Origin of the sequence: Halalkalibacter sp. APA_J-10(15) (assembly GCF_023017105.1) — a bacterium.
Taxonomy (GTDB): Bacteria; Bacillota; Bacilli; order Bacillales; family Bacillaceae_D; genus Halalkalibacter.
On the sequence record NZ_JALKEV010000018.1, the window covers coordinates 1 to 21996 of the forward strand.

Sequence of the window (21996 nt, forward strand, 5' to 3'; positions counted from 1 at the left end):
CGTTCCCATGCCGAACACGGTCGTTAAGCTCTTCTGCGCCGATGGTAGTTGGGGGCTTCCCCCTGTGAGAGTAGGACGTTGCCGGGCGAACAAGTACAATCCGATAGGGTTGTGCTTTTTTTATGTGCACAAAAGGGAGTGCTCAAGGTGCAGACGAGCACTGTTCCGGAAGGAACAGCATCATCTGTGAAAGAACCGATGGATCGCCGTGAAGAAGCATCAAGAAAAGCAACAGGTCCCCCTGTGAGACGAATGGTTACTCTTCGTCAAGCAACAAGAGAGAACATCGAAGCGGAGTCTCCAAGATGATCATCCCGGTAGAAGAGAAAGCAAGAGCCAGGACGTTGCCGGGCGAACAAGTACAATCCGATAGGGTTGTGCTTTTTTATGTGCACAAAAGATGAAGAATAAGCCACAGAGGAGCTCTGTTTGAATGATTAGGTTAAGGAACGTGTTGCAAATCTATTATTTTCAGAACCTAGTAAGTAGGAATAGTTCTACAAAAAATGGGTATACTAAAAGCATTAGGGTTGCAATTCAAAAATAAAGTAATTATAATATGGTTAAAGTCAAAGATAGTCAAAGTCAAATAATAATTAATTTATAGAAAGGGGGGATAACATATGCGAAATATATCAGATATTATCGAAGAGTATCTCAAAGCAACCATTCAAAAAAGTGGAGGAACTCCACTGGAAATAAAAAGGAGTGAGATTGCCAAAAAGTTTCAATGTGTCCCCTCGCAAATTAATTATGTCATTCAAACACGATTTACATTAGAAAAAGGCTATCAAGTGGAAAGTAAAAGAGGCGGAGGAGGATATATACGAATTGTCAAAGTTAGTCCACATAATCAACTTGGCTTATTTGAACATATGATTCAATTAATCGGAAGACGTATTGATCAACATACAGCTGAAAATATTATCATAAGGTTGTATGAGGAGCAGATCATTACGAAGCGCGAAAGTCTTTTAATGCTAAGTGTTGTTGATAGGTCTAATTACCATTCGACTATATCACACCGAGATGAAGTACGAGCAAATATGCTTAAATCAATGATTAATTGTTTGAAATATAAAGAATTACATTAATGGAGAGGAGGCTGTCTTGTGTTATGTCAAGAATGTAATCAACGTGAGGCAACATTACATTTTGCGAAGATTATTAATGGAGAAAAAACAGAATTTCATATTTGCGAAAAATGCGCAAAGGAAAAAGGAGAGTATTCGCCTGGCTCTAATAGTTTTTCCATACATCAGCTTCTTTCCGGGTTGCTACATTTTGAACAACCAGTCCAAAGTGATAAAGGTCAAAAGAAAACGCATGAGGATCTAAACTGTTCAAAGTGCGGGATGACTTATGTTCAGTTTACAAAAGTCGGCCGATTTGGCTGTGCCCATTGTTATAAGAGCTTCTCTTCTAAACTAGACCCAATCTTAAAACGGGTTCACAGTGGAAATCATACACATGCAGGAAAGCTCCCTAAGCGGATAGGAGGAGGCATTCAAATACAAAGGAAAATTGATGGACTTAAGCAAAAGCTAAGGGGATATATTGATGATGAGGCTTTTGAAAAAGCGGCAGAAATACGTGATCAAATACGTGCATTAGAAAAAGAAAAAAATGAGCAAAAGGGGGGATGATCGATGTCGCTTGAACAATTTATATCAGAGGCATTAAGTCCATGGATGAAAAAGGACGGGCCGGATTCAGATATAGTCTTAAGCAGTCGTATTCGTCTCGCTCGAAATATAGAAGAATATAATTTCCCAATATTAGCAACGATGGAAGAGTCGTACGCCGTAATCAAACATGTAGGAGAAGCATTAACAGTAAGTCCTTATGACGAAATTGGCCCACTTGAAGTGTTTCATGTAGATGATATGAAGGCCAATGAAAAGCGAGTGCTAGTGGAAAAGCATTTAATTAGCCCCCACCTTGCTGATCATGCTAAGCACGGAGCAGTTTTATTAGATCGTGATCAGTCTGTCAGTATAATGGTTAATGAAGAAGATCATTTGCGTATTCAATGTCTGCTAGCAGGGTTTCAATTAGAAGAAGGATTAAAGAAGGCAAGTAATATAGATGATTGGGTAGAAAAGCGTGTAACGTATGCTTTTGATGAAAAAAGAGGTTATTTAACAAGCTGCCCAACAAATGTTGGGACAGGATTACGAGCATCAGTCATGATGCACTTACCTGCATTAGCGATGACACAGCAATTAAATCGAATTTTACCTGCAATTAATCAATTAGGACTCGTTGTTAGAGGGATTTATGGTGAAGGTAGCGAAGCTTTAGGTAACCTCTTTCAAGTCTCTAATCAATTAACATTAGGTAAATCAGAGCAGGACATTGTCGAGGATTTACAGGGGGTTGTTGCCCAACTTATTCAACAAGAGCGAGTTGCTAGACAATTGTTGATTGAACAGTCTAAATTACAATTAGAGGATCGTGTATATCGTTCCTTTGGCATTTTAGCTCATAGCCGTATGATTGAATCGAAGGAAGCTACTCAACGATTGTCGAACGTCCGATTGGGAATTGATTTAGGTTTGTTAAAAGGTTTATCAGGTAATATTTTAAATGAGTTAATGATTTTAACACAGCCTGGTTTTTTACAGCAATATGCACAAGAGGTGTTAACACCGGAACAACGCGACGAACGAAGAGCTAGTTTAATTCGTGAACGTCTAAAATTAGAAGAACAAATGGGTTAACTATTTTCGGAGGTGAATGAATCATGATGTTTGGACGATTTACAGAAAGAGCACAGAAAGTATTAGCGTTAGCACAAGAAGAAGCTGTTCGATTAGGGCATAATAATATTGGAACAGAACACATTTTATTAGGATTAATTCGCGAAGGTGAAGGAATTGCTGCTAAAGCATTACAAGCATTAGGACTTGGATCGGAGAAAATCCAAAAAGAAGTTGAATCGTTAATTGGAAAAGGACAAGAAGGATCTAAGACGATTCATTATACACCAAGAGCGAAGAAAGTAATTGAATTATCAATGGATGAGGCTCGTAAATTAGGCCACTCCTATGTCGGAACCGAGCATATCTTATTAGGACTTATTCGTGAAGGGGAGGGCGTCGCGGCTCGGGTTTTAAATAATTTAGGTGTAAGTTTAAATAAAGCCCGTCAGCAAGTTCTTCAATTATTAGGTAGTAATGAAGTTAATAATTCTTCTTCACAAGGTAGTGGATCCACTCATGCTAACACACCAACACTCGATAGTTTAGCTCGCGATTTAACAGCAGTTGCGAAGGAAGAGTCATTAGATCCAGTGATTGGACGTAGCAAAGAAATTGAGCGTGTGATTCAGGTGTTAAGTCGTCGAACAAAGAATAACCCTGTCTTAATCGGGGAGCCAGGTGTAGGTAAGACGGCAATAGCGGAAGGGTTAGCACAAGCGATTATTAATAATGAAGTTCCTGAAACGTTACGTGGGAAGCGCGTTATGACATTAGATATGGGTACGGTTGTAGCAGGGACGAAATACCGTGGGGAATTTGAAGATCGTCTGAAAAAAGTGATGGATGAAATTCGTCAAGCACAAAATGTCATTTTATTTATTGATGAGCTTCATACTCTTATTGGGGCAGGTGGAGCAGAAGGGGCGATCGACGCTTCAAACATTTTAAAGCCGTCCCTTGCTCGTGGAGAACTACAGTGTATCGGGGCAACAACATTAGATGAATATCGTAAGTACATTGAAAAGGATGCAGCGCTGGAGCGTCGTTTTCAGCCTATTCAAGTGAATGAACCTACACTTGATGAGTCTATTCAAATTTTAAAAGGGTTACGAGATCGGTATGAGGCCCACCACCGTGTAACTATAACAGATGATGCTATTGAAGAAGCGGTTAAGTTATCAGATCGATATATTTCAGATCGATTCTTACCAGATAAGGCGATCGATTTAATTGATGAAGCAGGTTCTAAGGTGCGACTTCGTTCGTATACAGCTCCACCAAATTTAAAGGAGCTTGAACAACGTTTAGAGGAAACACGTAAAGAAAAGGATGCAGCTGTTCAAAGCCAAGAGTTTGAAAAAGCAGCGTCATTGCGTGATTCAGAGCAACGTTTACGTGAAGAATTAGATGAAATGAAGAATGAGTGGAAAAAGAAGCAAGGTCAGGAAGCAACGGAAGTGACAGTGGATGACATTGCCCAAGTTGTTGCAAGCTGGACGGGAATCCCAGTATCAAAGCTAGCAGAAGAGGAAGCAGATCGCCTACTTAAGATGGAAGAAATCCTGCATGAACGTATCGTTGGTCAGGAAGAAGCAGTTGATTCGATTTCAAAAGCGATTCGACGAGCAAGAGCTGGATTAAAGGATCCAAAACGCCCAATTGGTTCGTTCATTTTCTTAGGACCAACAGGTGTAGGTAAAACAGAGCTAGCTCGAGCTGTTGCGGAAACGTTATTCGGTGATGAGGATTCCGTTATTCGAGTAGATATGTCTGAATATATGGAGAAGCATGCGACAAGTCGGTTAGTCGGATCACCGCCAGGGTATGTTGGTCATGACGATGGCGGTCAGTTAACAGAAAAGGTTCGTAGAAAGCCGTACTCAGTTATCTTACTCGACGAAATTGAAAAGGCTCATCCAGAGGTTTTTAATATTTTGTTACAAGTATTAGAGGATGGACGTTTAACGGACTCAAAAGGGCGTTCAGTGGATTTCCGTAATACCGTTATTATCATGACGTCCAACGTTGGAGCAAGCACCTTACGAAAAAATAAATTCTTAGGTTTTGCTGTTGACGGTGACAATCAAGAGTATTCGGATATGAAGAGCAAAGTGATGGATGAGCTAAAACGTAGCTTCCGTCCAGAGTTTTTAAACCGTATTGATGAGTTAATCGTATTCCACTCATTAGAGAAGAAGCATATTCGTGAAATTATCACTTTAATGGCTGATCAGTTGAAAAAACGCTTGAAAGAGCAAGGAATTGAATTTGAATTAACAGAAGCTGCAAAGGATAAGATTACAGACTTAGGCTATGATCCAGAATATGGAGCGCGCCCGTTACGTCGCGCACTACAAAAGCAAGTCGAGGATCGTTTATCTGAAGAACTTCTTAAAGGAACGATTGTAAAAGGACAAAAAGCAATTATTGATGTAAAAGATGATGAGCTGTTTGTTCAAACAATAGAAGACGTGCACGTGTAATAAAAAAGAAGGGCACTGAAAAAGTTGGATTTTCAACTTTTTTGGTGCCCTTTTAAAAAGTGGTGTACTTACGATTTATATCACCCCATAATGCTTTTTGGTCATATCAATGAATGCAGACAATGGAGCGGTAAGTGTTTTATCGTTATGCCATGCAAGCTGAGTATAGATATCTCTCACTTGTCCTATCCATATGATCTCTGAAACGGTTCCTTGATCAAGCTCTTTTTCGATCGTCATTCTAGGTATGAGGGCTACTCCTAATCCGGCGACAACGCACTGCTTTAATGCTTCAATACTAACAAATTCGATTTTGTCCAATGGATCAAGCTTTGAAAGAGAAAAGAAATCCTCTAGCGCACTGCGGTATGAGCAACCGGTTTCAGTAAGAAGCAATGTTTCTTTTGCGAGGTCTTTAGGTGTAACATATTCCTTTTGAGCGATCTGATGCTCAGGTGACGCGACAAGCACTAAATCTTCTTTGATCAAGGGCATAATTGTAAAATTTTCGTTTTCAATAAGGGAATCCATGATAAATGCAATATCTAATTTTCCATGGATGAGGTCTTCTCTACCAGCCTCATTAGAATGAACCGGTTTAAAGACCATCCTTACTTGGGGAAAGGACTTTTTAAATGTTTTTAAGATCGGGGGAAGACGATAGGTACACTGGCTTTCTTGAGCGCCGATGATGAGAGTACCAGAAACTTTACTATGGTTTTCTACAACGATTTTTGCTTGATGTGAGAGTGTCACGATGTTTTCTGCATAGTCTTTAAAGAGCTCTCCTGCTTCTGTTAATATAATTCGTTTTCCTAAACGTTCGAATAGCGGGCTTCCTAGTTCTTTTTCCAATGTTTTAATTTGTGCTGTCACACTCGATTGGGCAAAGTTTAGTTTCTTAGCAGTTTTTGTAAAGTTTAAACTTTCTGAAGCATCTATAAACGTAATCAATTGCTTGATTTCCATATTTCCCTCCTTTCAAATCGTAAATATCGATTGATCCAAACAAAATAATCAGCTTTAACGATTGTTAACTCCAGTATAGAATATAATTATAGTTCATTTCAACTAGAGCTATAGAAACGAGATCGTTAATCGGTATGAAGATTGAAGAAGTCATGATGATTGTGAAGGAGTGTGGAAATAGTGAGTGCGAAGTCCGTTTCAGTTAAACAAGGTGTAATGTTTCTTTTAGAAGAAGCTAATAGAAAAGGCTCTCTTAATAAAGCTAGATTAGAAAGTTATAAGAAGTCCTTGAATATTCTGATCGAGCTAGATCTTTTAGAAAAAGGTGAAGGAGACAGTTATTGTTTAAAGAAAGAGGTCATAAAGGAACTCTCTGCTTTATTCAAACGTATTTGCCCTGATAGTGAGGAAGATCTTTTAAAACTAAAGCCAAAGTATTATGTTTTATAAAAAAACGAAATGCCCTAGCTTCCATTTAAAGAGCTGGGGCGTTTCGTTTTTCTTTACATATAAAAAGTTATAAAGGTTTTCTTGAATAAAAATTGGTAATGTTTTTATCTTTTACATAGACTATAGAGTGACTATTTGAGCATGAGGGAGATCCGTCGTTTTTCTCTGAAAACTTTGCTACAATAAAGAGGAAGTGACCGTAAAGGAGAGAACGGCATGGCGAAAAAGAAAACAAAATTTGTTTGCCAAGAATGTGGGTATGAATCGGCGAAATGGATGGGGAAATGTCCTGGCTGTCAAGGCTGGAATACAATGGTCGAAGAGTTTGAACCGAGTGCGAAAAGCACCAGTCGAAGCTTTGTTACGTCAACGAGTACGGCAGGCTCAAAGCCGCAATTGATTATTTCCGTAAAAAGTGAGACAGAAGCTCGTATTAGTACAACGATGCTGGAGCTTGATCGAGTACTCGGGGGTGGCGTCGTGCCTGGATCACTTGTTTTAGTTGGTGGAGATCCTGGTATTGGAAAATCAACGTTACTTTTACAGTTAAGCTCGAAGCTTGCGGATGCCAAGCAACGAGTTCTATATATTTCTGGTGAGGAATCTGTTAAACAAACGAAGTTGCGTTCTGATCGATTAGGTGTGACTTCTTCTGATCTTTATGTATTAGCTGAAACGGATATATCGTTTATTGAGCGTGCTATCGATGAAGTTAAGCCGGCACTTGTGATCATTGACTCGATTCAAACGGTTTATCAAGAAGAGGTAACATCTGCACCTGGTAGTGTGGCACAAGTGAGAGAATGTACGGCAGCATGTATGCGCATTGCGAAAACAAAGGGGATTGCGATCTTTATTGTTGGTCACGTAACAAAACAAGGCTCGATTGCTGGTCCAAAGTTATTAGAGCATATGGTTGATTCGGTATTGTATTTTGAAGGTGAGCGTCACCATACATATCGCATATTACGCGCGGTGAAAAACCGTTTTGGCTCGACAAATGAGATGGGGATTTTTGAAATGAAGGAAAGTGGGTTAGAAGAAGTGTTAAACCCTTCTGAGATCTTTTTAGAAGAAAGATCGGATGGAGCTGCTGGGTCGATTGTAGTGGCTTCAATGGAAGGAACAAGGCCCGTCTTAGTGGAATTGCAAGCACTTATTTCGCCTACAAGCTTCGGAAATCCACGGCGAATGGCAACAGGAGTTGACCATAACCGTGTATCCTTGCTTATGGCTGTGCTTGAAAAGCGCGTTGGGCTCCTACTTCAAAATCAAGATGCTTACTTAAACGTTGCAGGGGGTATAAGGTTAGATGAACCGGCAATTGATTTAGCTATTGCATTAAGCATTGCTTCGAGCTTCCGTAATCAAGTAACAAGTCCGATGGATGTTGCCATCGGAGAGGTAGGTTTAACCGGTGAGATCAGACGGGTTTCAAGAATTGAGCAACGTGTGAACGAAGCTGCGAAACTAGGCTTTAAACGGGCCATTATTCCTGAAAAGAATTTAGGAGGCTGGACTTATCCAAGCAGCATACAGATTGTAGGCGTTCCAACTCTAGAAGAGGCGTTGGAAGTCGGACTAGGAGGATAGCTATGGCAGAAGCACAGAAAACAGAAGCATTTGTTCAGAATTTATTGAAATTTGTTGCACCTGGTACTCCATTGCGTTCTGGAATTGATAATGTGTTACGTGCCAAGACAGGTGGACTGATTGTTGTAGGCTATAATAATGGAATGGTTCCGATTGTCGATGGAGGATTTTTTATTAACTCGGATTTTTCACCAGCTTATTTATATGAGCTAGCGAAAATGGATGGTGCGATCATTATTAGTGAAGATGCGAAGAAAATTTTGTATGCAAACACACAATTAGTACCTAACAATACGATTTCATCAAATGAAACGGGGATTCGTCATCGTACCGCTCAGCGAGTAGCGAAGCAAACGGGTCATTTAGTTATATCAATTTCTCAAAGGCGAAATGTCATTACACTCTACCAAGGCGATTATCGTTATTCATTACGAGATATTGGAGTCATTTTAACAAAGGCTAACCAAGCGATTCAGACGTTAGAGAAGTATAAGGTTGTTCTCGATCAAGGCGTTACTAATCTAGGGGCGCTTGAATTTGAACAGCTTGTGACATTACATGAGGTGACACAAGTTATTTATCGTATACAAATGGTATTACGTATAAAGCGAGAGATTATTAAGTATGTAAATGAATTAGGTAGTGAAGGTAGACTTGTCTCTATGCAATTAAATGAGCTAGTAGGAAATACCGAGAAGGAAACGCTCCTTTTATTAAAGGATTATGTGAAGGAGCAAGTAGATGATGTGGAGGAGGTTTCGAAGGAATTATCGAAGCTAGATTCAGAAGAATTGTTAGATGAACATGCGATTGTAAAAGTGCTAGGCTATCCGAAAAGTGTCAATATTCATGAATATTCTTTGTCACCACGTGGATATCGTATTTTAAACCGGATTCCGCGGTTGCCTGCTCCTATTATTGAAAATTTAATTGATAAATATGGCAATTTATCAAATATTATGTTCGCGAGCATGGAAGAATTAGATGAAGTGGAAGGAATTGGAGAACCGAGAGCGAAAATGATAAAGGAAGGATTAAACCGAATTCAAGAGCAGTTATTTATTGATCGACATATTTAAACATAATGATACGAATGCGGAATAATTCTCATAATTTATGTGAAATCCAGTTTGATAGGTTTTAAAACGGAAATCTTGTCTATACTAGTAGGAGGAGGTGAATATGGATGTTAAAAAGGATGGTGCAGCTTTTCTTTTTGATTGCTGGTGGAACTATTGGATTTTTATTTATTCCAGATCTTATCCATATTTTAAATGTTGGCGAAATGCCTAGTTGGTTATTGCACCCATATGCAGGGGCTGTCATTGGAGCAGTATTATTTTATGTCTTAACGTTTTGGTTGGCGGATTATATCGTTGATTTTATGAAGCTAATGGAAGAAGCGATCGTCAAAGCGCCAATAACAGATGTCTTATTTGGATCGATGGGATTAATTATCGGATTAATTGTCGCTTACTTGATTACAATTCCCTTAAATGCTATTAATTTACCTGTTTTCAGTACCGTATTACCGATTTTTGTGACGATTTTCCTTGGTTATTTTGGTTTTCAGATTGGCTTCAAAAAGCGTGATGAACTTATTAATTTATTTACCATTACAAGGAATTTAGGTAAGAAAAAAGAGGAAGAAGCTAGCGCAGAAGGGAAGCACCTGAAAATATTAGATACAAGTGTGATTATAGATGGACGTATTGCTGATATTTGTAAGACAGGGTTTCTAGAAGGCACATTAGTGATTCCTGGTTTTGTGCTTGAAGAACTTCAGCATATTGCCGATTCTTCAGATGTTTTAAAACGCAATAGAGGCCGAAGAGGGTTGGATATTCTAAATAAGATTCAAAAGGAGCTACCTATTGCAGTTGAAATATATGAAGGCGACTTTGAGGATATTGCTGAAGTCGATAGTAAGCTAGTGAAGCTCGCTAAATTACTATCTGGTATGGTCGTAACAAATGATTTTAATTTAAACAAAGTATGCGAGCTTCAAGGTGTGTCCGTCTTAAATATTAATGACTTAGCAAATGCAGTTAAGCCAGTCGTGTTACCTGGTGAAGAGTTGACGATTCAAGTCATTAAAGATGGTAAGGAGCAGCATCAAGGTGTCGCTTATTTAGATGATGGAACGATGATCGTTGTTGAAGGTGGCCGTGATTATATCGGTAAGGACATTGAAGTCGTTGTGACAAGTGTGTTGCAAACAAGTGCAGGTCGTATGATATTTGCGAAGCCTAAATTACTTGAGAAAGCACTTTAAACGTTTGGTGGTTTTCCCCTTTTTGAATGACCTCGAAGCAATGAGTGCAGTCGCTACATCTTTTAAAATCCTGTGGTGAGTGGTTTTCCCGCCACTAGACGAGACGCGTAGCAAACGGAGCCATTGTCACATTTTTTATTGCTTTTTTGAACAGGATATAAACAAATATCAAGCGTTGAGACTACAAATCAGATTAATGTACTTGAATATCATTGAGGACACTGAAAAAGGACAATTTAACTTTTTCGGTGTCCTCTTCTATGATTGCGAGGAGGAACGTGCTAAAATAAGAACGATTTGGGATGTGTTAGGGGCGAGTGAGATGAAATATAGCGTAGTCATTGTAGCGGCAGGGCAAGGAAAAAGAATGAAAGCAGGAAAAAATAAAATGCTGCTGGAGTTAAGAGGTGAACCACTTGTGATTCATACTCTTCGCTTGTTTGTTCATGATGACCAATGTGATGAGGTAGTTCTTGTTGTGAATGAACATGAAATAGAAGCTATGAAGAAACTCGTTGGAGTAGTTGAAATGAATAAGCCATGTAAAATCGTTGCAGGAGGTAAAGAACGCCAGCACAGTGTTAAGAACGGAATAGATCAATTGCGTCATAAAGGGATTGTGTTAGTGCATGACGGAGCGAGGCCGTTTGTTCGAAATGATGTTTTACAGAAGCTTGTTGCTCAAGCAAAGCAAAGTGGAGCAGCAACAACTGCTGTCGCTGTTAAAGATACAGTGAAAAGGGTTCAGCACCATCGAGTGGTTGAGACATTAAATCGCAGTGAGCTATGGGCGGTACAAACACCTCAAGCGTTTGAGGTTGTATTGCTACAGAAAGCACATGAGAAGGCAGAAGAAGAGGGTTTCTTTGGGACTGATGATTGTAGCTTAATTGAATGGTTAGGCCACGAGGTTGTGATTGTTGAAAGTGATTACCATAATATTAAGCTTACAACACCCGAAGATTTGCTTTTTGCTGAGGCGATTTTACAAGAAAGGGAGAGACATTTATGAGAATAGGACAAGGCTTTGATGTTCATCAGTTAGTGGAGGGTAGGCCACTTATTTTGGGAGGAATTGAAATTCCATATAAGCAAGGGTTACTTGGGCATTCAGATGCAGATGTATTACTTCATACGATTACAGATGCTGCTCTTGGAGCAATAGGTGAAGGTGATATTGGACGTCATTTTCCAGATACAGATATCGCGTATAAAGATGCTGATTCTGCGAAACTGTTAACCGATGTGTGGGAGCTTGTGAAGCAACGGGGCTATCAATTAGGAAATATTGATTGTACGATTATTGCTCAAAAACCGAAAATGTCCCCTTATATTGAACAGATTCGTGGCCGGATTGCTGAGCTGTTAGAAGCAGATGTTAGTCAAGTGAACGTAAAGGCAACAACAACAGAAAAGCTAGGGTTCACAGGACGAGGGGAAGGGATTGCTGCACAGGCTGTGATCTTATTAGCTACGTAACGAAAACTTGACCATTGCAGTGTAATTGGTGCTAAAATAGAACAATGAAGGCGAGCAGAGGCTCGAATACAGGAGGTATAATGAGGATGGGAAGCGAAGTAAGAGTAAGGTTTGCTCCGAGTCCAACTGGACATTTACATATTGGTGGTGCACGTTCCGCCCTTTTTAACTATTTATTTGCTAAAAGCCAAGGTGGGCAATTTATTTTACGAATTGAAGATACCGACCAAGCACGAAATGTAGAGGATGCAAAAGAAAAGCTTTTAGAAAGCTTAAAGTGGTTAGGAATTCAATGGGATGAAAGCATTGATGTCGGTGGAGAATATGGTCCTTATAGCTGTATGGAGCGTACTCATATTTATCAAGAATATCTTGAGCGGCTATTAAAGGAAGGGAAGGCGTATTACTGTTTTATGACGGAAGAGGAGCTTGAGGCGGAACGTGAGGAGCAACGCTCACGTGGAGAAACACCAAAGTATAGTGGGCGTGATCGTGATTTAACAGAGGAGCAGCGTAAGGACTATGAGGCAAAAGGATTAAAGCCAGTCATTCGCTTCCGTGTGCCTGAAGGACAAATCATCAAAATTGATGATGCGATACGCGGGGAGGTATCGTTTGAATCTGATGGAATCGGGGACTTTGTCATCGCACGAAAAGATGGTATTCCGATGTATAATTTTGCCGTTACAGTTGATGATCATTTAATGAAAATTTCTCATGTGATCCGTGGGGAGGAACACCTTTCTAATACACCTTTACAAGTATTATTATATGGAGCATTTGGATGGGAGGTGCCACGTTTTGCTCATGCCTCTTTAATCTTAAATGCTGACCGCCAGAAGATGAGCAAGCGGGATGAATCCATTATTCAATTCGTAGAACAATATAAGGATTTAGGTTATAAACAAGAAGCATTAGTCAATTTCTTGGCACTACTTGGCTGGTCTCCTGGTGGAGAAGAAGAAATCTTTACATTGGCGGAGCTAGAAGAAATCTTTTCATTAGAGCGAGTATCAAAGGCTCCAGCGATATTCGATACAGACAAATTAGCATGGATGAATAATCAATATTTAAAGGAAGCTGATCTTGATGAGGTTGTTGCTTTATCATTACCTCATTTAATTAAAGCAGGTAGACTTCCGGCTGATTTAAGTGAGGAACAACGTCATTGGGCTAGAGACCTTATTGCCCTGTACCAAGAACAGCTTCAATATGGATCAGAAATTGTTGAGTTGACGGAACTTTTCTTTAAGAAGGAAATTGAGTATAATGAAGACGCACAAGTCGTATTAGACGAAGAACAAGTTCCTGAGGTGCTCGCTCAATTTGCAAAAGAGCTAAGTAAGCTAGAGGAGTTTACGGCGCAAGATGTGAAGAGCGCGATTAAAGCAACGCAGAAAGCAACAGGACAAAAAGGGAAGAAGCTGTTTATGCCAATTCGTGTAGCAACGACAGGCTTAACGCACGGCAGGGATCTTCCAGAATCGATAGCACTTATTGGAAAAGATGTTATTTTGGCACGCTTAGAGCAATTACGTGCATAAGATGGAGCATTATCATAATGAAAAGCGATGAGAGGGAAAAGTAGGATGAAGAAAGCCTCACAGAGAGAACTACATGAGCTGAAAGTAGTTTAGGTAGACTTTTTTTGAACATGCACCCTTGAGCCTCTTTCTGAACGAATAATCTGTGTAGGAAAGAGCGTGTTGCGGCGTTATTCGCATAGAGATAACAGATTTTGATCTGTTAAACAGAGTGGAACCGCGTAAATAAAGCGCCTCTGTGCTATGACGAGCACAGAGGCGCTTATCTTTTTGTAGATAGAAATAGAAAATGAAGGAACGGAAAGGGGGAGATGAAGTTGAGGAGGATGATTCGAACATTGCTTAATGATGTTGATGTCGTTTTTGATCAGGATCCTGCAGCTAGAAGTAGAATGGAAGTCATATTCACTTATTCCGGCGTACATGCGATTTGGTCTCATCGGCTCGCTCATTGGCTCTGGAAACGACGTATCTTCTTTTTAGCACGGTTTATCTCACAAGTTAGTCGCTTTTTTACAGGCATTGAAATTCACCCTGGTGCTGTTATTGGCCAACGTGTGTTTATTGATCATGGTATGGGTGTAGTGATAGGGGAAACGTGTGAAATTGGCGATCATGTTACGATTTACCAAGGGGTGACTCTCGGTGGAACTGGAAAGGAAAAGGGCAAGCGTCACCCGACAATAGAAGATCATGTCTTAATTGCTTCAGGGGCAAAGGTACTCGGTTCGTTTACGATTGGTCAGCATTCTCGCATAGGTGCAGGCTCTGTTGTATTAAAGGAGGTCCCCCCTAAGTCCACAGTTGTTGGTATACCAGGGAAGATTGTTGTTCAGGATGGAATCAAGGTTGAACATGGTTTAAATCATCATCAACTTCCAGACCCGATCGCTGATAAGTTAAAGGAATTAGAAGAAGAAATAAAAGAATTGAAGGCTGCTTTGAAGGAGCAAGATCATTCGTAAAGAAGGAGGGAATTGAAGGATGTCGATACATCTTTATAATAGCTTAACGAAGAAAAAGGAGCGATTTGTTCCGTTAGAAGAAGGTAAGGTGAAAATGTATGTATGTGGGCCGACGGTTTATAACTACATTCATATTGGAAATGCCAGACCAGCGATTGTATACGATATGGTACGACGCTATTTAGAGTATCGAGGATATGAAGTTGAATTTATTTCCAATTTCACAGATGTTGATGATAAAATCATCCGTGCTGCTAAGGAAATGGGAGAGGATGTCTTCGCTGTTGCTAATCGTTTTATTGATGCCTACCATGATGATACGTGCGCACTTGGTGTGAGAGAAGCTGATGTCCATCCGAGAGTGACAGATACGATGCCTGAAATTATAACCTTTATTGAAGGGCTTGTTGAAAAAGGTTATGCATATGAAGCTGATGGAGATGTGTATTTTCGCACACGGAAATTTAAGGATTATGGGAAGCTGTCAGCTCAGCCTCTTGAAGAATTACGTTCGGGTGCAAGAATTGAAGTTGACTCTCGTAAAGAGGACTCGTTAGACTTTGTTTTATGGAAAGCGGCGAAGCAAGGTGAGATTTCCTGGGAAAGTCCGTGGGGGAACGGACGTCCTGGCTGGCATATTGAGTGCTCAGCAATGGTCAAAAAATATTTAGGTGATACGATTGATATACATGCAGGGGGGCAAGATTTAACATTTCCTCACCATGAAAATGAGATTGCTCAAACTGAGGCTTTGACGGAAAAGCCAATGGCAAAATATTGGCTCCATAATGGATTTATAAATATTGATAATGAGAAAATGTCGAAATCGTTAGGAAACTTCGTATTGGCAAAAGATATTATTCAACAGCATTCGGCAGAAGTTGTCCGTTTCTTTATGTTAACGGCACACTATCGTAGTCCAATTAATTTTAGCGATGAGCTTCTTGAAGGAGCGAAGAATGGTCTCGAACGATTGAAAACGGCTGTTTCGGCGATTGGTCATCGTCTTGAAAAATCAGCTGACTTAGGAGATCGAGGAGACTGGATTGAAAAAATTGATCAGTTGAAACAACGTTTTATTGTAGAGATGGATGATGATTTTAATAGTGCTAACGCCATTTCAATTATGTTTGATTTAGCTAAAGAAGCCAATCGTTATTTACGTGAGGAACAGACGTCAAAGGAAATTCTTTCACGCTTTTTTGAGCAATTGAAGGAGTTTGCTGATGTACTAGGACTCTCTTTACAAGATCAGAGTGAATTATTGGATTCTGAAATTGAGGAGCTTATTGAAAAGCGTAACAGAGCGAGAAAGGAAAAGGATTTCTCATTAGCAGATGAAATACGTGATCAATTAAAGGAACAAGGGATTATTCTTGAGGATACACCTCAAGGGGTTCGTTGGAAGAGAGGCTAATCGATTTATGAAAATTATTGATCCTACCATTGATTTGACACAAGTAAATGCCTTGGCCCTAGCATATATGGGGGATAGCGTCCTTGATATGTATGTTCGCTATTTCCTCATCGCTAAGGGGAAGGTTCGACCACATCAATTACACGTAGAGGCGACGAAATATGTATCAGCTAAGGCGCAGGCGAACGCTGTCCGCTATCTTATCGATGAGGAATTTCTAACAGAGCAGGAAATGGCCGTTTTTAAGAGGGGCCGCAATGCAAAGTCTGGAACAATACCAAAGAATACTGATTTAAACACGTATCGCTATTCGACAGGGTTCGAAGCGGTACTCGGATTTTTGTATTTCCAGGGGAATAATGAACGGTTAGATAAGCTGATGATAAAAGCCATTTACTTTATTGAAAATGAAAGGAAAGGAGGCTAGGTGATGAGTCAGGAATTCATTTATGGAAAAAACCCTGTTATTGAAGCGTTAAAGTCTGGACATGCCATTAATAAAATTTGGATTGCAGAAGGATCACAAAAGGGACAAATGACAAAGGTTATCCAATTAGCAAAGGAAAAGGGTGTTTTAATTCAAAGTGCACCGAAGAGAAAGCTGGATCAGCTTGTTCAAGTTGATCAGCATCAAGGTGTCGTTGCGTCTGTGGCTGCCTATGAATACGCCGAGATTGATGATTTGTTTAACCGTGCAAACAAACAAGGTGAGGAACCCTTCTTCCTCATATTAGATGAAATAGAGGATCCGCATAACCTTGGCTCAATATTAAGGACAGCAGATGCTGTCGGAGCGCATGGAGTGATTATTCCTAAAAGGCGGGCGGTAGGTTTAACGCAAACCGTTGCAAAGGCATCTGCTGGTGCGATTGAATATATTCCGGTTGTGCGTGTGACTAATATCGCTCGGACAATGGAAGAGTTGAAAAAACTGGGCTTGTGGTTTGTTGGAACAGATGCAAAAGGGCAAGAGGATTACCGACAAGCGTCGTATGATATGCCAATTGGATTAGTCATTGGAAGTGAAGGCAAAGGGATAAGTCGATTAGTGAAGGAAAAGTGTGATTTCCTTGTGCAAATCCCAATGGCTGGTCGCGTCACTTCACTTAATGCATCTGTAGCAGCAAGCTTACTCATGTACGAAGTATATCGAAATCGCCACGAGCTAGGAAGAACGTGAGGACATGAAAGACATTTTATTAGTGGATGGCTACAACATGATTGGTGCATGGCCGAAGTTGAGTGATATGAAAGAGAAAGACTTTGAATTAGCACGTGATTGCCTTGTAGAAATGATGGCTGAGTATCAAGCATTTACAGGGTTTAAGGTTTACGTTGTTTTTGATGCTCATATGGTTGAGGGAATTGGAAAGACGTATCATAACTTTCGAGTTGATGTGATATACACAAGGAAAAATGAGACGGCTGATGAGCGCATTGAAAAGCTCGTTCATCAGCTTAAGCGGATCGATACGAGGATCCATGTGGCGACATCTGATTTTACAGAGCAGTCATTAATATTTGGTAGTGGGGCCTTGCGAAAATCAGCCCGTGAATTACTTATTGAAATTGAGTCAACAGAGAAAGGGATTGACAAAGAAGTACAAAATACTCTAAAACAACAGCGTTCGACAAACTTGCAATTAAAAGATGAAATTTTAGAAATTTTTGAAAAATGGCGTCGAGAGCGCTAAACAAAGGTTGACCGACTGGAAATATGTACTATATAATGTTTATAAAATTTCAATCAGAGCTGAGGTCGGAGGGGTTGTAAGTGGATATGAGCCTTCAAAGAACAGACGTAACGCCTATTTATGACAAGATTGATGATGATGCTTTAGTTTTATATGTTCGAAATGGTGATAGTGTAGCATTAGAATATTTAATTGATAAGTATAAAAATTTTGTTCGCGCAAAGGCTAGATCGTATTTTCTCATTGGTGCAGATCATGAGGACATTGTTCAAGAAGGGATGATTGGCCTCTATAAGGCTGTAAGGGATTTTAACGGCGATAAGTTGTCTTCTTTTAAAGCGTTTGCAGAGTTGTGTATTACTAGGCAAATTATTACAGCTATTAAGACGGCTACTCGTCAGAAGCACATTCCGCTAAACTCATACGTATCGTTGGACAAGCCTCTATATGATGAGGAATCTGAACGGACATTACTGGATGTTATATGTGGAACGAAAGTAACAGATCCGGAAGAGCTATTAATAAACCAAGAAGAATTTCAAGATATTGAACTTAAGATGGGCGAGCTGTTAAGCGATTTAGAAAGACAAGTGCTTATGCTCTATTTAGATGGACGCACATATCAGGAGATTTCCGTTGATTTAAATAGGCATGTGAAATCGATTGATAATGCCCTTCAACGTGTAAAGCGTAAGCTAGAACGATATGTTGAATTGAGAGGAGTATCACTTGCATAAGATTTTATTAAGAGGATACTGTTCGAATGAAAGGTACTGAAATAGTATAAATGAAGAGGCCACTTAAAAAGCACAAATTTTCAGTCGCATCGTTCGTAAGTATCCTCTTTTCATAATTCAAGAATAGAAAAAGGAGCGGTTCCTTTTGATCCATAAAACGATCACGATTCAAACGAAGCATACGGAAGTCCCCTTATATACATATTTTCTCAACCAATCACCTGAGATTGATCCAGAAAGAAAGCGGCCAATCGTTATCGTTTGTCCTGGTGGAGGTTATGAACGTACTTCAGACCGAGAGGCTGAACCAGTGGCCATTAAGTTTAATGCAATGGGGTTTCATGCGTGTGTCCTTAGATATAGTGTTAAACCCGCTCCGTTTCCAACATCATTAATTGAACTAGCCAAAGCAGTTGCCCTTATTAGGGAGAACGCAACAGAATGGAATGTGGACACGAGTAAAATTATTGTCGCTGGTTTTTCTGCTGGCGGACATTTAGCAGCAAGCTTGGGTGTATTTTGGAGGGAGTCTTTTCTCGCTGAATCATTAGGTGTATCGAGTGATGAACTGAAACCTAATGGCTTGTTGTTAAGTTATCCTGTTATTTCGTCTACAGAATATGCGCATAAAGGGTCATTTCGTGCATTATTAGGAGATAACTATAAAGAACTTTTATCTCAAGTTTCATTAGAAAATCATGTTACGGCACATACTCCGCCAACTTTTTTATGGCACACATATACGGATGAAGCAGTGCCTGTTCAAAATAGTTTCTTGTTTGCACAAGCCTTGTTAGAGTATCAAGTCCCGTTAGAGATGCATATTTATCCACGAGGAATACACGGACTATCACTTGGTACTGAAGAAACAAAGGCTTACAATAATCAAGCGACTGTTCAGGATGAAGTCGCAAATTGGATTGATATGGCTGGTGAGTGGATTAGAGGCATGTAATCTATATGGCCGCTGAATGAATAGGACAGAAGTGGTAAAAAAGGTCGCAATGATCTTACCACTTCTTTTTTTTGAATGATAAGAAAGTATAAAATTGTTAGACGCTTCATCAAGGAGGAAGTAGGTGGTATGACGGCATTGAGCAGGGCTTTGGAAAATCAACCATTTTAATTAAGCGCTTTCAAATATGTAAATTGACATTGTAGGTGGTTTATACTAGAATGAAATAGTATGTATGTTAGAAGGTGATGGTGCAAAGTGCGAACAAAGGTTGTACTAGCTTGCGAGAATTGTCATTCGAGAAATTACACAACACAAAAGAATACGCAAACCAAACCAAACCGCATTGAGGCGAGGAAGTTCTGTAAGACTTGTCAAGAGCACACCCTTCATCGTGAGACGAAGTAATGGAGCGGTTCTTTTTTATGAGCGGAAATGAACCTGCCTGTTTGATGGACAAGTTATTGCTTGATTTGTCCGAATAGATTTTGGCTCGTTTGTCTATATTGAATTGTGCTGGAGGTGTCTGTCATGGCTGACGGAGAAAAGAAAGGGATTGGCAACTTTTTTAGAGGTGTTGTAGCAGAGATGAAGCGCGTATCTTGGCCGACACGTAAGGAGTTAACACGGTACACGTGGGTTGTTATTGGTACAGTTATCTTTATTTCTATTTATTTCTTTGTAGTAGATTTAGGAATTTCTGAACTAGTTCGCCTCCTACTCGGTTAATGTTGGTTGATTTTGGTGAAACTGCTAAAATAGAGAGGAGGGAAGGGCATAATTGTCCGATTAATTGTGGAGAAAAATTGGTATGTAGTACATACGTACTCTGGTTATGAAAATAAGGTGAAGACAAATTTAGAAAAACGTGTCGAGTCGATGGAAATGGCAGATAAGATTTTCCGCGTGCTTGTTCCTGTCGAAGAAGAGACGGAAACGAAAAATGGAAAGAGTAAGACGGTTACCAAAAAGGTCTTTCCTGGTTACGTTATTGTAGAAATGATTATGACTGATGACTCATGGTATGTTGTTCGTAATACACCTGGAGTGACTGGATTTGTTGGGTCTTCGGGTGCAGGTTCTAAGCCAACAGCGCTTCTGCCTGAGGAAGCTGAAGTGATCTTGAAACAAATGGGTGTCGAGCAACCTAAAGTAGAAGTTGATTTCGAGTTAAAGGAATCCGTCAAAGTTAAAGAAGGTCCTTTTGCCAACTTTATTGGGGTCATTGAAGAGATTCAGGACGAAAAGCAGAAATTGAAAGTTCATGTAAATATGTTTGGGCGCGAAACGCCTGTTGAGCTCGAATTCAACCAAGTTGAAAAGATTTAAGAAATAACTTGATATCTTTCTCTGGAAGTGATAGAATCTTCATGGTTGACATTGGTTTATTACATGAGCCACCGGGTGCATGAATGCATCCGTTTTTTGAGTGGGAGGGTATGAGAATACGTACCCGATAACCACATCACGGACTAAGGAGGTGTGTCACGTGGCTAAAAAGGTTATTAAAATGGTAAAGTTACAAATTCCTGCTGGGAAAGCTAATCCAGCGCCACCAGTTGGTCCTGCATTAGGTCAAGCAGGTGTAAATATCATGGGTTTCTGTAAAGAATTTAACGCGCGTACTTCAGATCAAGCGGGTCTTATTATTCCTGTTGAGATCACAGTGTTTGAAGATCGTTCGTTTACATTCATCACAAAAACTCCGCCGGCAGCGGTTCTACTTAAAAAAGCTGCTGGGATTGATTCAGGTTCTGGTGAGCCGAACAAAACAAAGGTTGCTACATTAAAGCGTGATAAAGTACGCGAAATCGCTGAGACAAAGATGCCTGATTTAAACGCTGCAAACGTTGAGTCTGCAATGCGTATGGTTGAAGGTACAGCACGTAGCATGGGAATTGTGATTGAAGATTAATTAGTTTGATGAGATTCGCTAGCGTGAGGTTGCAACCAGTTGGTTCGCAACCTTTCATAGTGGGAGGTAACTACCGCTAAAACCACATTCGAGGAGGAAATAAACATGGCTAAGGGAAGTAAGAAGTATACAGATGCTCTTAAGCTTGTAGATCGTGATACAGCGTACCAAGTAGAAGAAGCAATTGAATTAGTGAAAAAGACGTCTACGGCTAAGTTCGATGAAACAGTTGAAGTGGCTGTTCGACTTGGTGTAGATCCGAAGAAAGCAGATCAACAAATTCGTGGAGCTGTTGTCCTTCCAAACGGAACAGGAAAAACGCAACGCGTATTAGTATTTGCTAAAGGTGAAAAGGCGAAAGAGGCAGAAGCAGCTGGTGCAGATTTCGTAGGAGAAGAGGATTTAATCAATAAGATCAACCAAGGTTGGTTTGACTTTGATGTAATCGTAGCGACTCCAGATATGATGGCGCAAGTTGGTAAGCTAGGCCGTGTGTTGGGGCCGAAAGGTTTAATGCCGAACCCTAAGACTGGTACGGTAACATTTGATGTTTCTAAGGCTGTTAATGAGATCAAAGCGGGTAAGGTTGAATACCGTGTTGATAAAGCCGGAAACATACATGTTCCGATTGGTAAAGTTTCATTTGAATCTGAGAAGCTTGTTGAAAACTTCACGACAATCATTGAAACGTTAGTAAAAGCAAAGCCGTCAGCGTCTAAAGGGACTTACATGAAAAATGTTGCGGTCGCTTCAACAATGGGACCAGGCGTGCGTGTGAACGCAACAGCGTTTTCAAAATAAAGATTGACTTCATT

25 protein-coding genes, 1 rRNA gene and 1 other annotated feature are annotated in these 21996 nt (G+C 40.0%); of the genes, 25 read left to right on the forward strand and 1 reads right to left on the reverse strand.

The genetic code is table 11. The features are described from left to right. From rrf to clpC, 6 genes are all read left to right on the forward strand, one after another. Nucleotides 1–87: ribosomal RNA gene (gene rrf / locus MW695_RS18235) — 5S ribosomal RNA — on the forward strand; the annotation flags it as partial. 60 nt (nt 88–147) lie between these two features. Then, nucleotides 148–309, forward strand: coding sequence for a hypothetical protein (locus tag MW695_RS18240; protein ID WP_247106922.1), 162 nt, complete (start codon nt 148–150; stop codon nt 307–309). Between the two features lie 314 nt (nt 310–623). Continuing rightward, nucleotides 624–1094 (forward strand): CtsR family transcriptional regulator, encoded by a 471-nt coding sequence (locus tag MW695_RS18245; protein WP_247106923.1) that lies wholly within the window; start codon nt 624–626, stop codon nt 1092–1094. A gap of 18 nt (nt 1095–1112) precedes the next feature. Beyond that, complete coding sequence (gene mcsA, locus MW695_RS18250) at nt 1113–1646, forward strand: protein-arginine kinase activator protein McsA (protein ID WP_247106925.1); 534 nt, start codon at nt 1113–1115, stop codon at nt 1644–1646. Between the two features lie 3 nt (nt 1647–1649). Next, nucleotides 1650–2723 carry a protein-arginine kinase McsB gene (gene mcsB, locus MW695_RS18255; RefSeq protein WP_247106926.1) on the forward strand — a complete coding sequence of 358 codons (1074 nt, stop codon included), beginning with the start codon at nt 1650–1652 and terminating at the stop codon, nt 2721–2723. A gap of 23 nt (nt 2724–2746) precedes the next feature. Beyond that, complete coding sequence (clpC, locus tag MW695_RS18260; protein ID WP_247106927.1) at nt 2747–5188, forward strand: ATP-dependent protease ATP-binding subunit ClpC; 2442 nt, start codon at nt 2747–2749, stop codon at nt 5186–5188. 75 nt (nt 5189–5263) lie between these two features. Here clpC and MW695_RS18265 read toward each other — a convergent pair whose 3' ends face one another. Further along, complete coding sequence (locus tag MW695_RS18265) at nt 5264–6157, reverse strand: LysR family transcriptional regulator (protein WP_247106928.1); 894 nt, start codon at nt 6155–6157, stop codon at nt 5264–5266. A 180-nt stretch (nt 6158–6337) separates the two neighbouring features. Here MW695_RS18265 and MW695_RS18270 point away from each other — a divergent pair, with 180 nt between their 5' ends. From MW695_RS18270 to rplA, 19 genes are all read left to right on the forward strand, one after another. Then, on the forward strand, nt 6338–6607 hold the full coding sequence (locus MW695_RS18270; protein WP_247106929.1) for a hypothetical protein: 270 nt from the start codon (nt 6338–6340) through the stop codon (nt 6605–6607). A gap of 216 nt (nt 6608–6823) precedes the next feature. Further along, nucleotides 6824–8200: a DNA repair protein RadA gene (gene radA / locus MW695_RS18275; protein WP_247106930.1), complete on the forward strand. Its 1377-nt coding sequence runs from the start codon at nt 6824–6826 to the stop codon at nt 8198–8200. A gap of 2 nt (nt 8201–8202) precedes the next feature. Further along, nucleotides 8203–9279: a DNA integrity scanning diadenylate cyclase DisA gene (gene disA, locus MW695_RS18280; RefSeq protein WP_247106931.1), complete on the forward strand. Its 1077-nt coding sequence runs from the start codon at nt 8203–8205 to the stop codon at nt 9277–9279. A gap of 107 nt (nt 9280–9386) precedes the next feature. Then, nucleotides 9387–10475, forward strand: a complete 1089-nt coding sequence (locus MW695_RS18285) for a PIN/TRAM domain-containing protein (protein WP_247106933.1) — start codon at nt 9387–9389, stop codon at nt 10473–10475. Between the two features lie 322 nt (nt 10476–10797). Further along, entirely contained in the window at nt 10798–11487 is a 690-nt protein-coding gene (gene ispD / locus MW695_RS18290) for a 2-C-methyl-D-erythritol 4-phosphate cytidylyltransferase (RefSeq protein ID WP_247107045.1), read from the forward strand. After that, complete coding sequence (ispF, locus tag MW695_RS18295) at nt 11484–11954, forward strand: 2-C-methyl-D-erythritol 2,4-cyclodiphosphate synthase (RefSeq protein WP_247106934.1); 471 nt, start codon at nt 11484–11486, stop codon at nt 11952–11954. Before ispD ends, ispF begins: the two co-directional genes overlap by 4 nt. Before the next feature lie 86 nt (nt 11955–12040). Further along, nucleotides 12041–13498, forward strand: coding sequence for a glutamate--tRNA ligase (gltX, locus tag MW695_RS18300; protein WP_247106936.1), 1458 nt, complete (start codon nt 12041–12043; stop codon nt 13496–13498). Between the two features lie 18 nt (nt 13499–13516). Next, nucleotides 13517–13739, forward strand: a binding site (T-box leader). An 85-nt stretch (nt 13740–13824) separates the two neighbouring features. After that, the gene (gene cysE / locus MW695_RS18305; RefSeq protein WP_247107046.1) at nt 13825–14463 is read left to right on the forward strand and encodes a serine O-acetyltransferase; all 639 of its coding nucleotides are present in this window, start codon (nt 13825–13827) and stop codon (nt 14461–14463) included. A gap of 19 nt (nt 14464–14482) precedes the next feature. Continuing rightward, nucleotides 14483–15880, forward strand: a complete 1398-nt coding sequence (gene cysS, locus MW695_RS18310; RefSeq protein ID WP_247106939.1) for a cysteine--tRNA ligase — start codon at nt 14483–14485, stop codon at nt 15878–15880. A 7-nt stretch (nt 15881–15887) separates the two neighbouring features. After that, complete coding sequence (locus MW695_RS18315; RefSeq protein ID WP_247106942.1) at nt 15888–16307, forward strand: Mini-ribonuclease 3; 420 nt, start codon at nt 15888–15890, stop codon at nt 16305–16307. Nucleotides 16308–16310: 3 nt separating this feature from the next. Continuing rightward, nucleotides 16311–17060, forward strand: coding sequence for a 23S rRNA (guanosine(2251)-2'-O)-methyltransferase RlmB (gene rlmB, locus MW695_RS18320; RefSeq protein ID WP_247106943.1), 750 nt, complete (start codon nt 16311–16313; stop codon nt 17058–17060). A gap of 4 nt (nt 17061–17064) precedes the next feature. Further along, entirely contained in the window at nt 17065–17574 is a 510-nt protein-coding gene (locus MW695_RS18325; protein WP_247106944.1) for an NYN domain-containing protein, read from the forward strand. Between the two features lie 86 nt (nt 17575–17660). Then, complete coding sequence (gene sigH, locus MW695_RS18330; RefSeq protein WP_247107047.1) at nt 17661–18311, forward strand: RNA polymerase sporulation sigma factor SigH; 651 nt, start codon at nt 17661–17663, stop codon at nt 18309–18311. A gap of 145 nt (nt 18312–18456) precedes the next feature. Further along, nucleotides 18457–19266 (forward strand): alpha/beta hydrolase, encoded by an 810-nt coding sequence (locus MW695_RS18335; protein ID WP_247106945.1) that lies wholly within the window; start codon nt 18457–18459, stop codon nt 19264–19266. Nucleotides 19267–19524: 258 nt separating this feature from the next. Continuing rightward, the gene (gene rpmG / locus MW695_RS18340; protein ID WP_081728048.1) at nt 19525–19674 is read left to right on the forward strand and encodes a 50S ribosomal protein L33; all 150 of its coding nucleotides are present in this window, start codon (nt 19525–19527) and stop codon (nt 19672–19674) included. 123 nt (nt 19675–19797) lie between these two features. Then, complete coding sequence (gene secE / locus MW695_RS18345) at nt 19798–19995, forward strand: preprotein translocase subunit SecE (protein WP_173402078.1); 198 nt, start codon at nt 19798–19800, stop codon at nt 19993–19995. Between the two features lie 66 nt (nt 19996–20061). Continuing rightward, nucleotides 20062–20595: a transcription termination/antitermination protein NusG gene (nusG, locus tag MW695_RS18350; RefSeq protein ID WP_247106946.1), complete on the forward strand. Its 534-nt coding sequence runs from the start codon at nt 20062–20064 to the stop codon at nt 20593–20595. A 160-nt stretch (nt 20596–20755) separates the two neighbouring features. Further along, nucleotides 20756–21181, forward strand: coding sequence for a 50S ribosomal protein L11 (gene rplK, locus MW695_RS18355; RefSeq protein ID WP_035345171.1), 426 nt, complete (start codon nt 20756–20758; stop codon nt 21179–21181). A gap of 105 nt (nt 21182–21286) precedes the next feature. Further along, nucleotides 21287–21982, forward strand: coding sequence for a 50S ribosomal protein L1 (rplA, locus tag MW695_RS18360; protein WP_247106947.1), 696 nt, complete (start codon nt 21287–21289; stop codon nt 21980–21982). Nucleotides 21983–21996 lie beyond the last annotated feature (14 nt).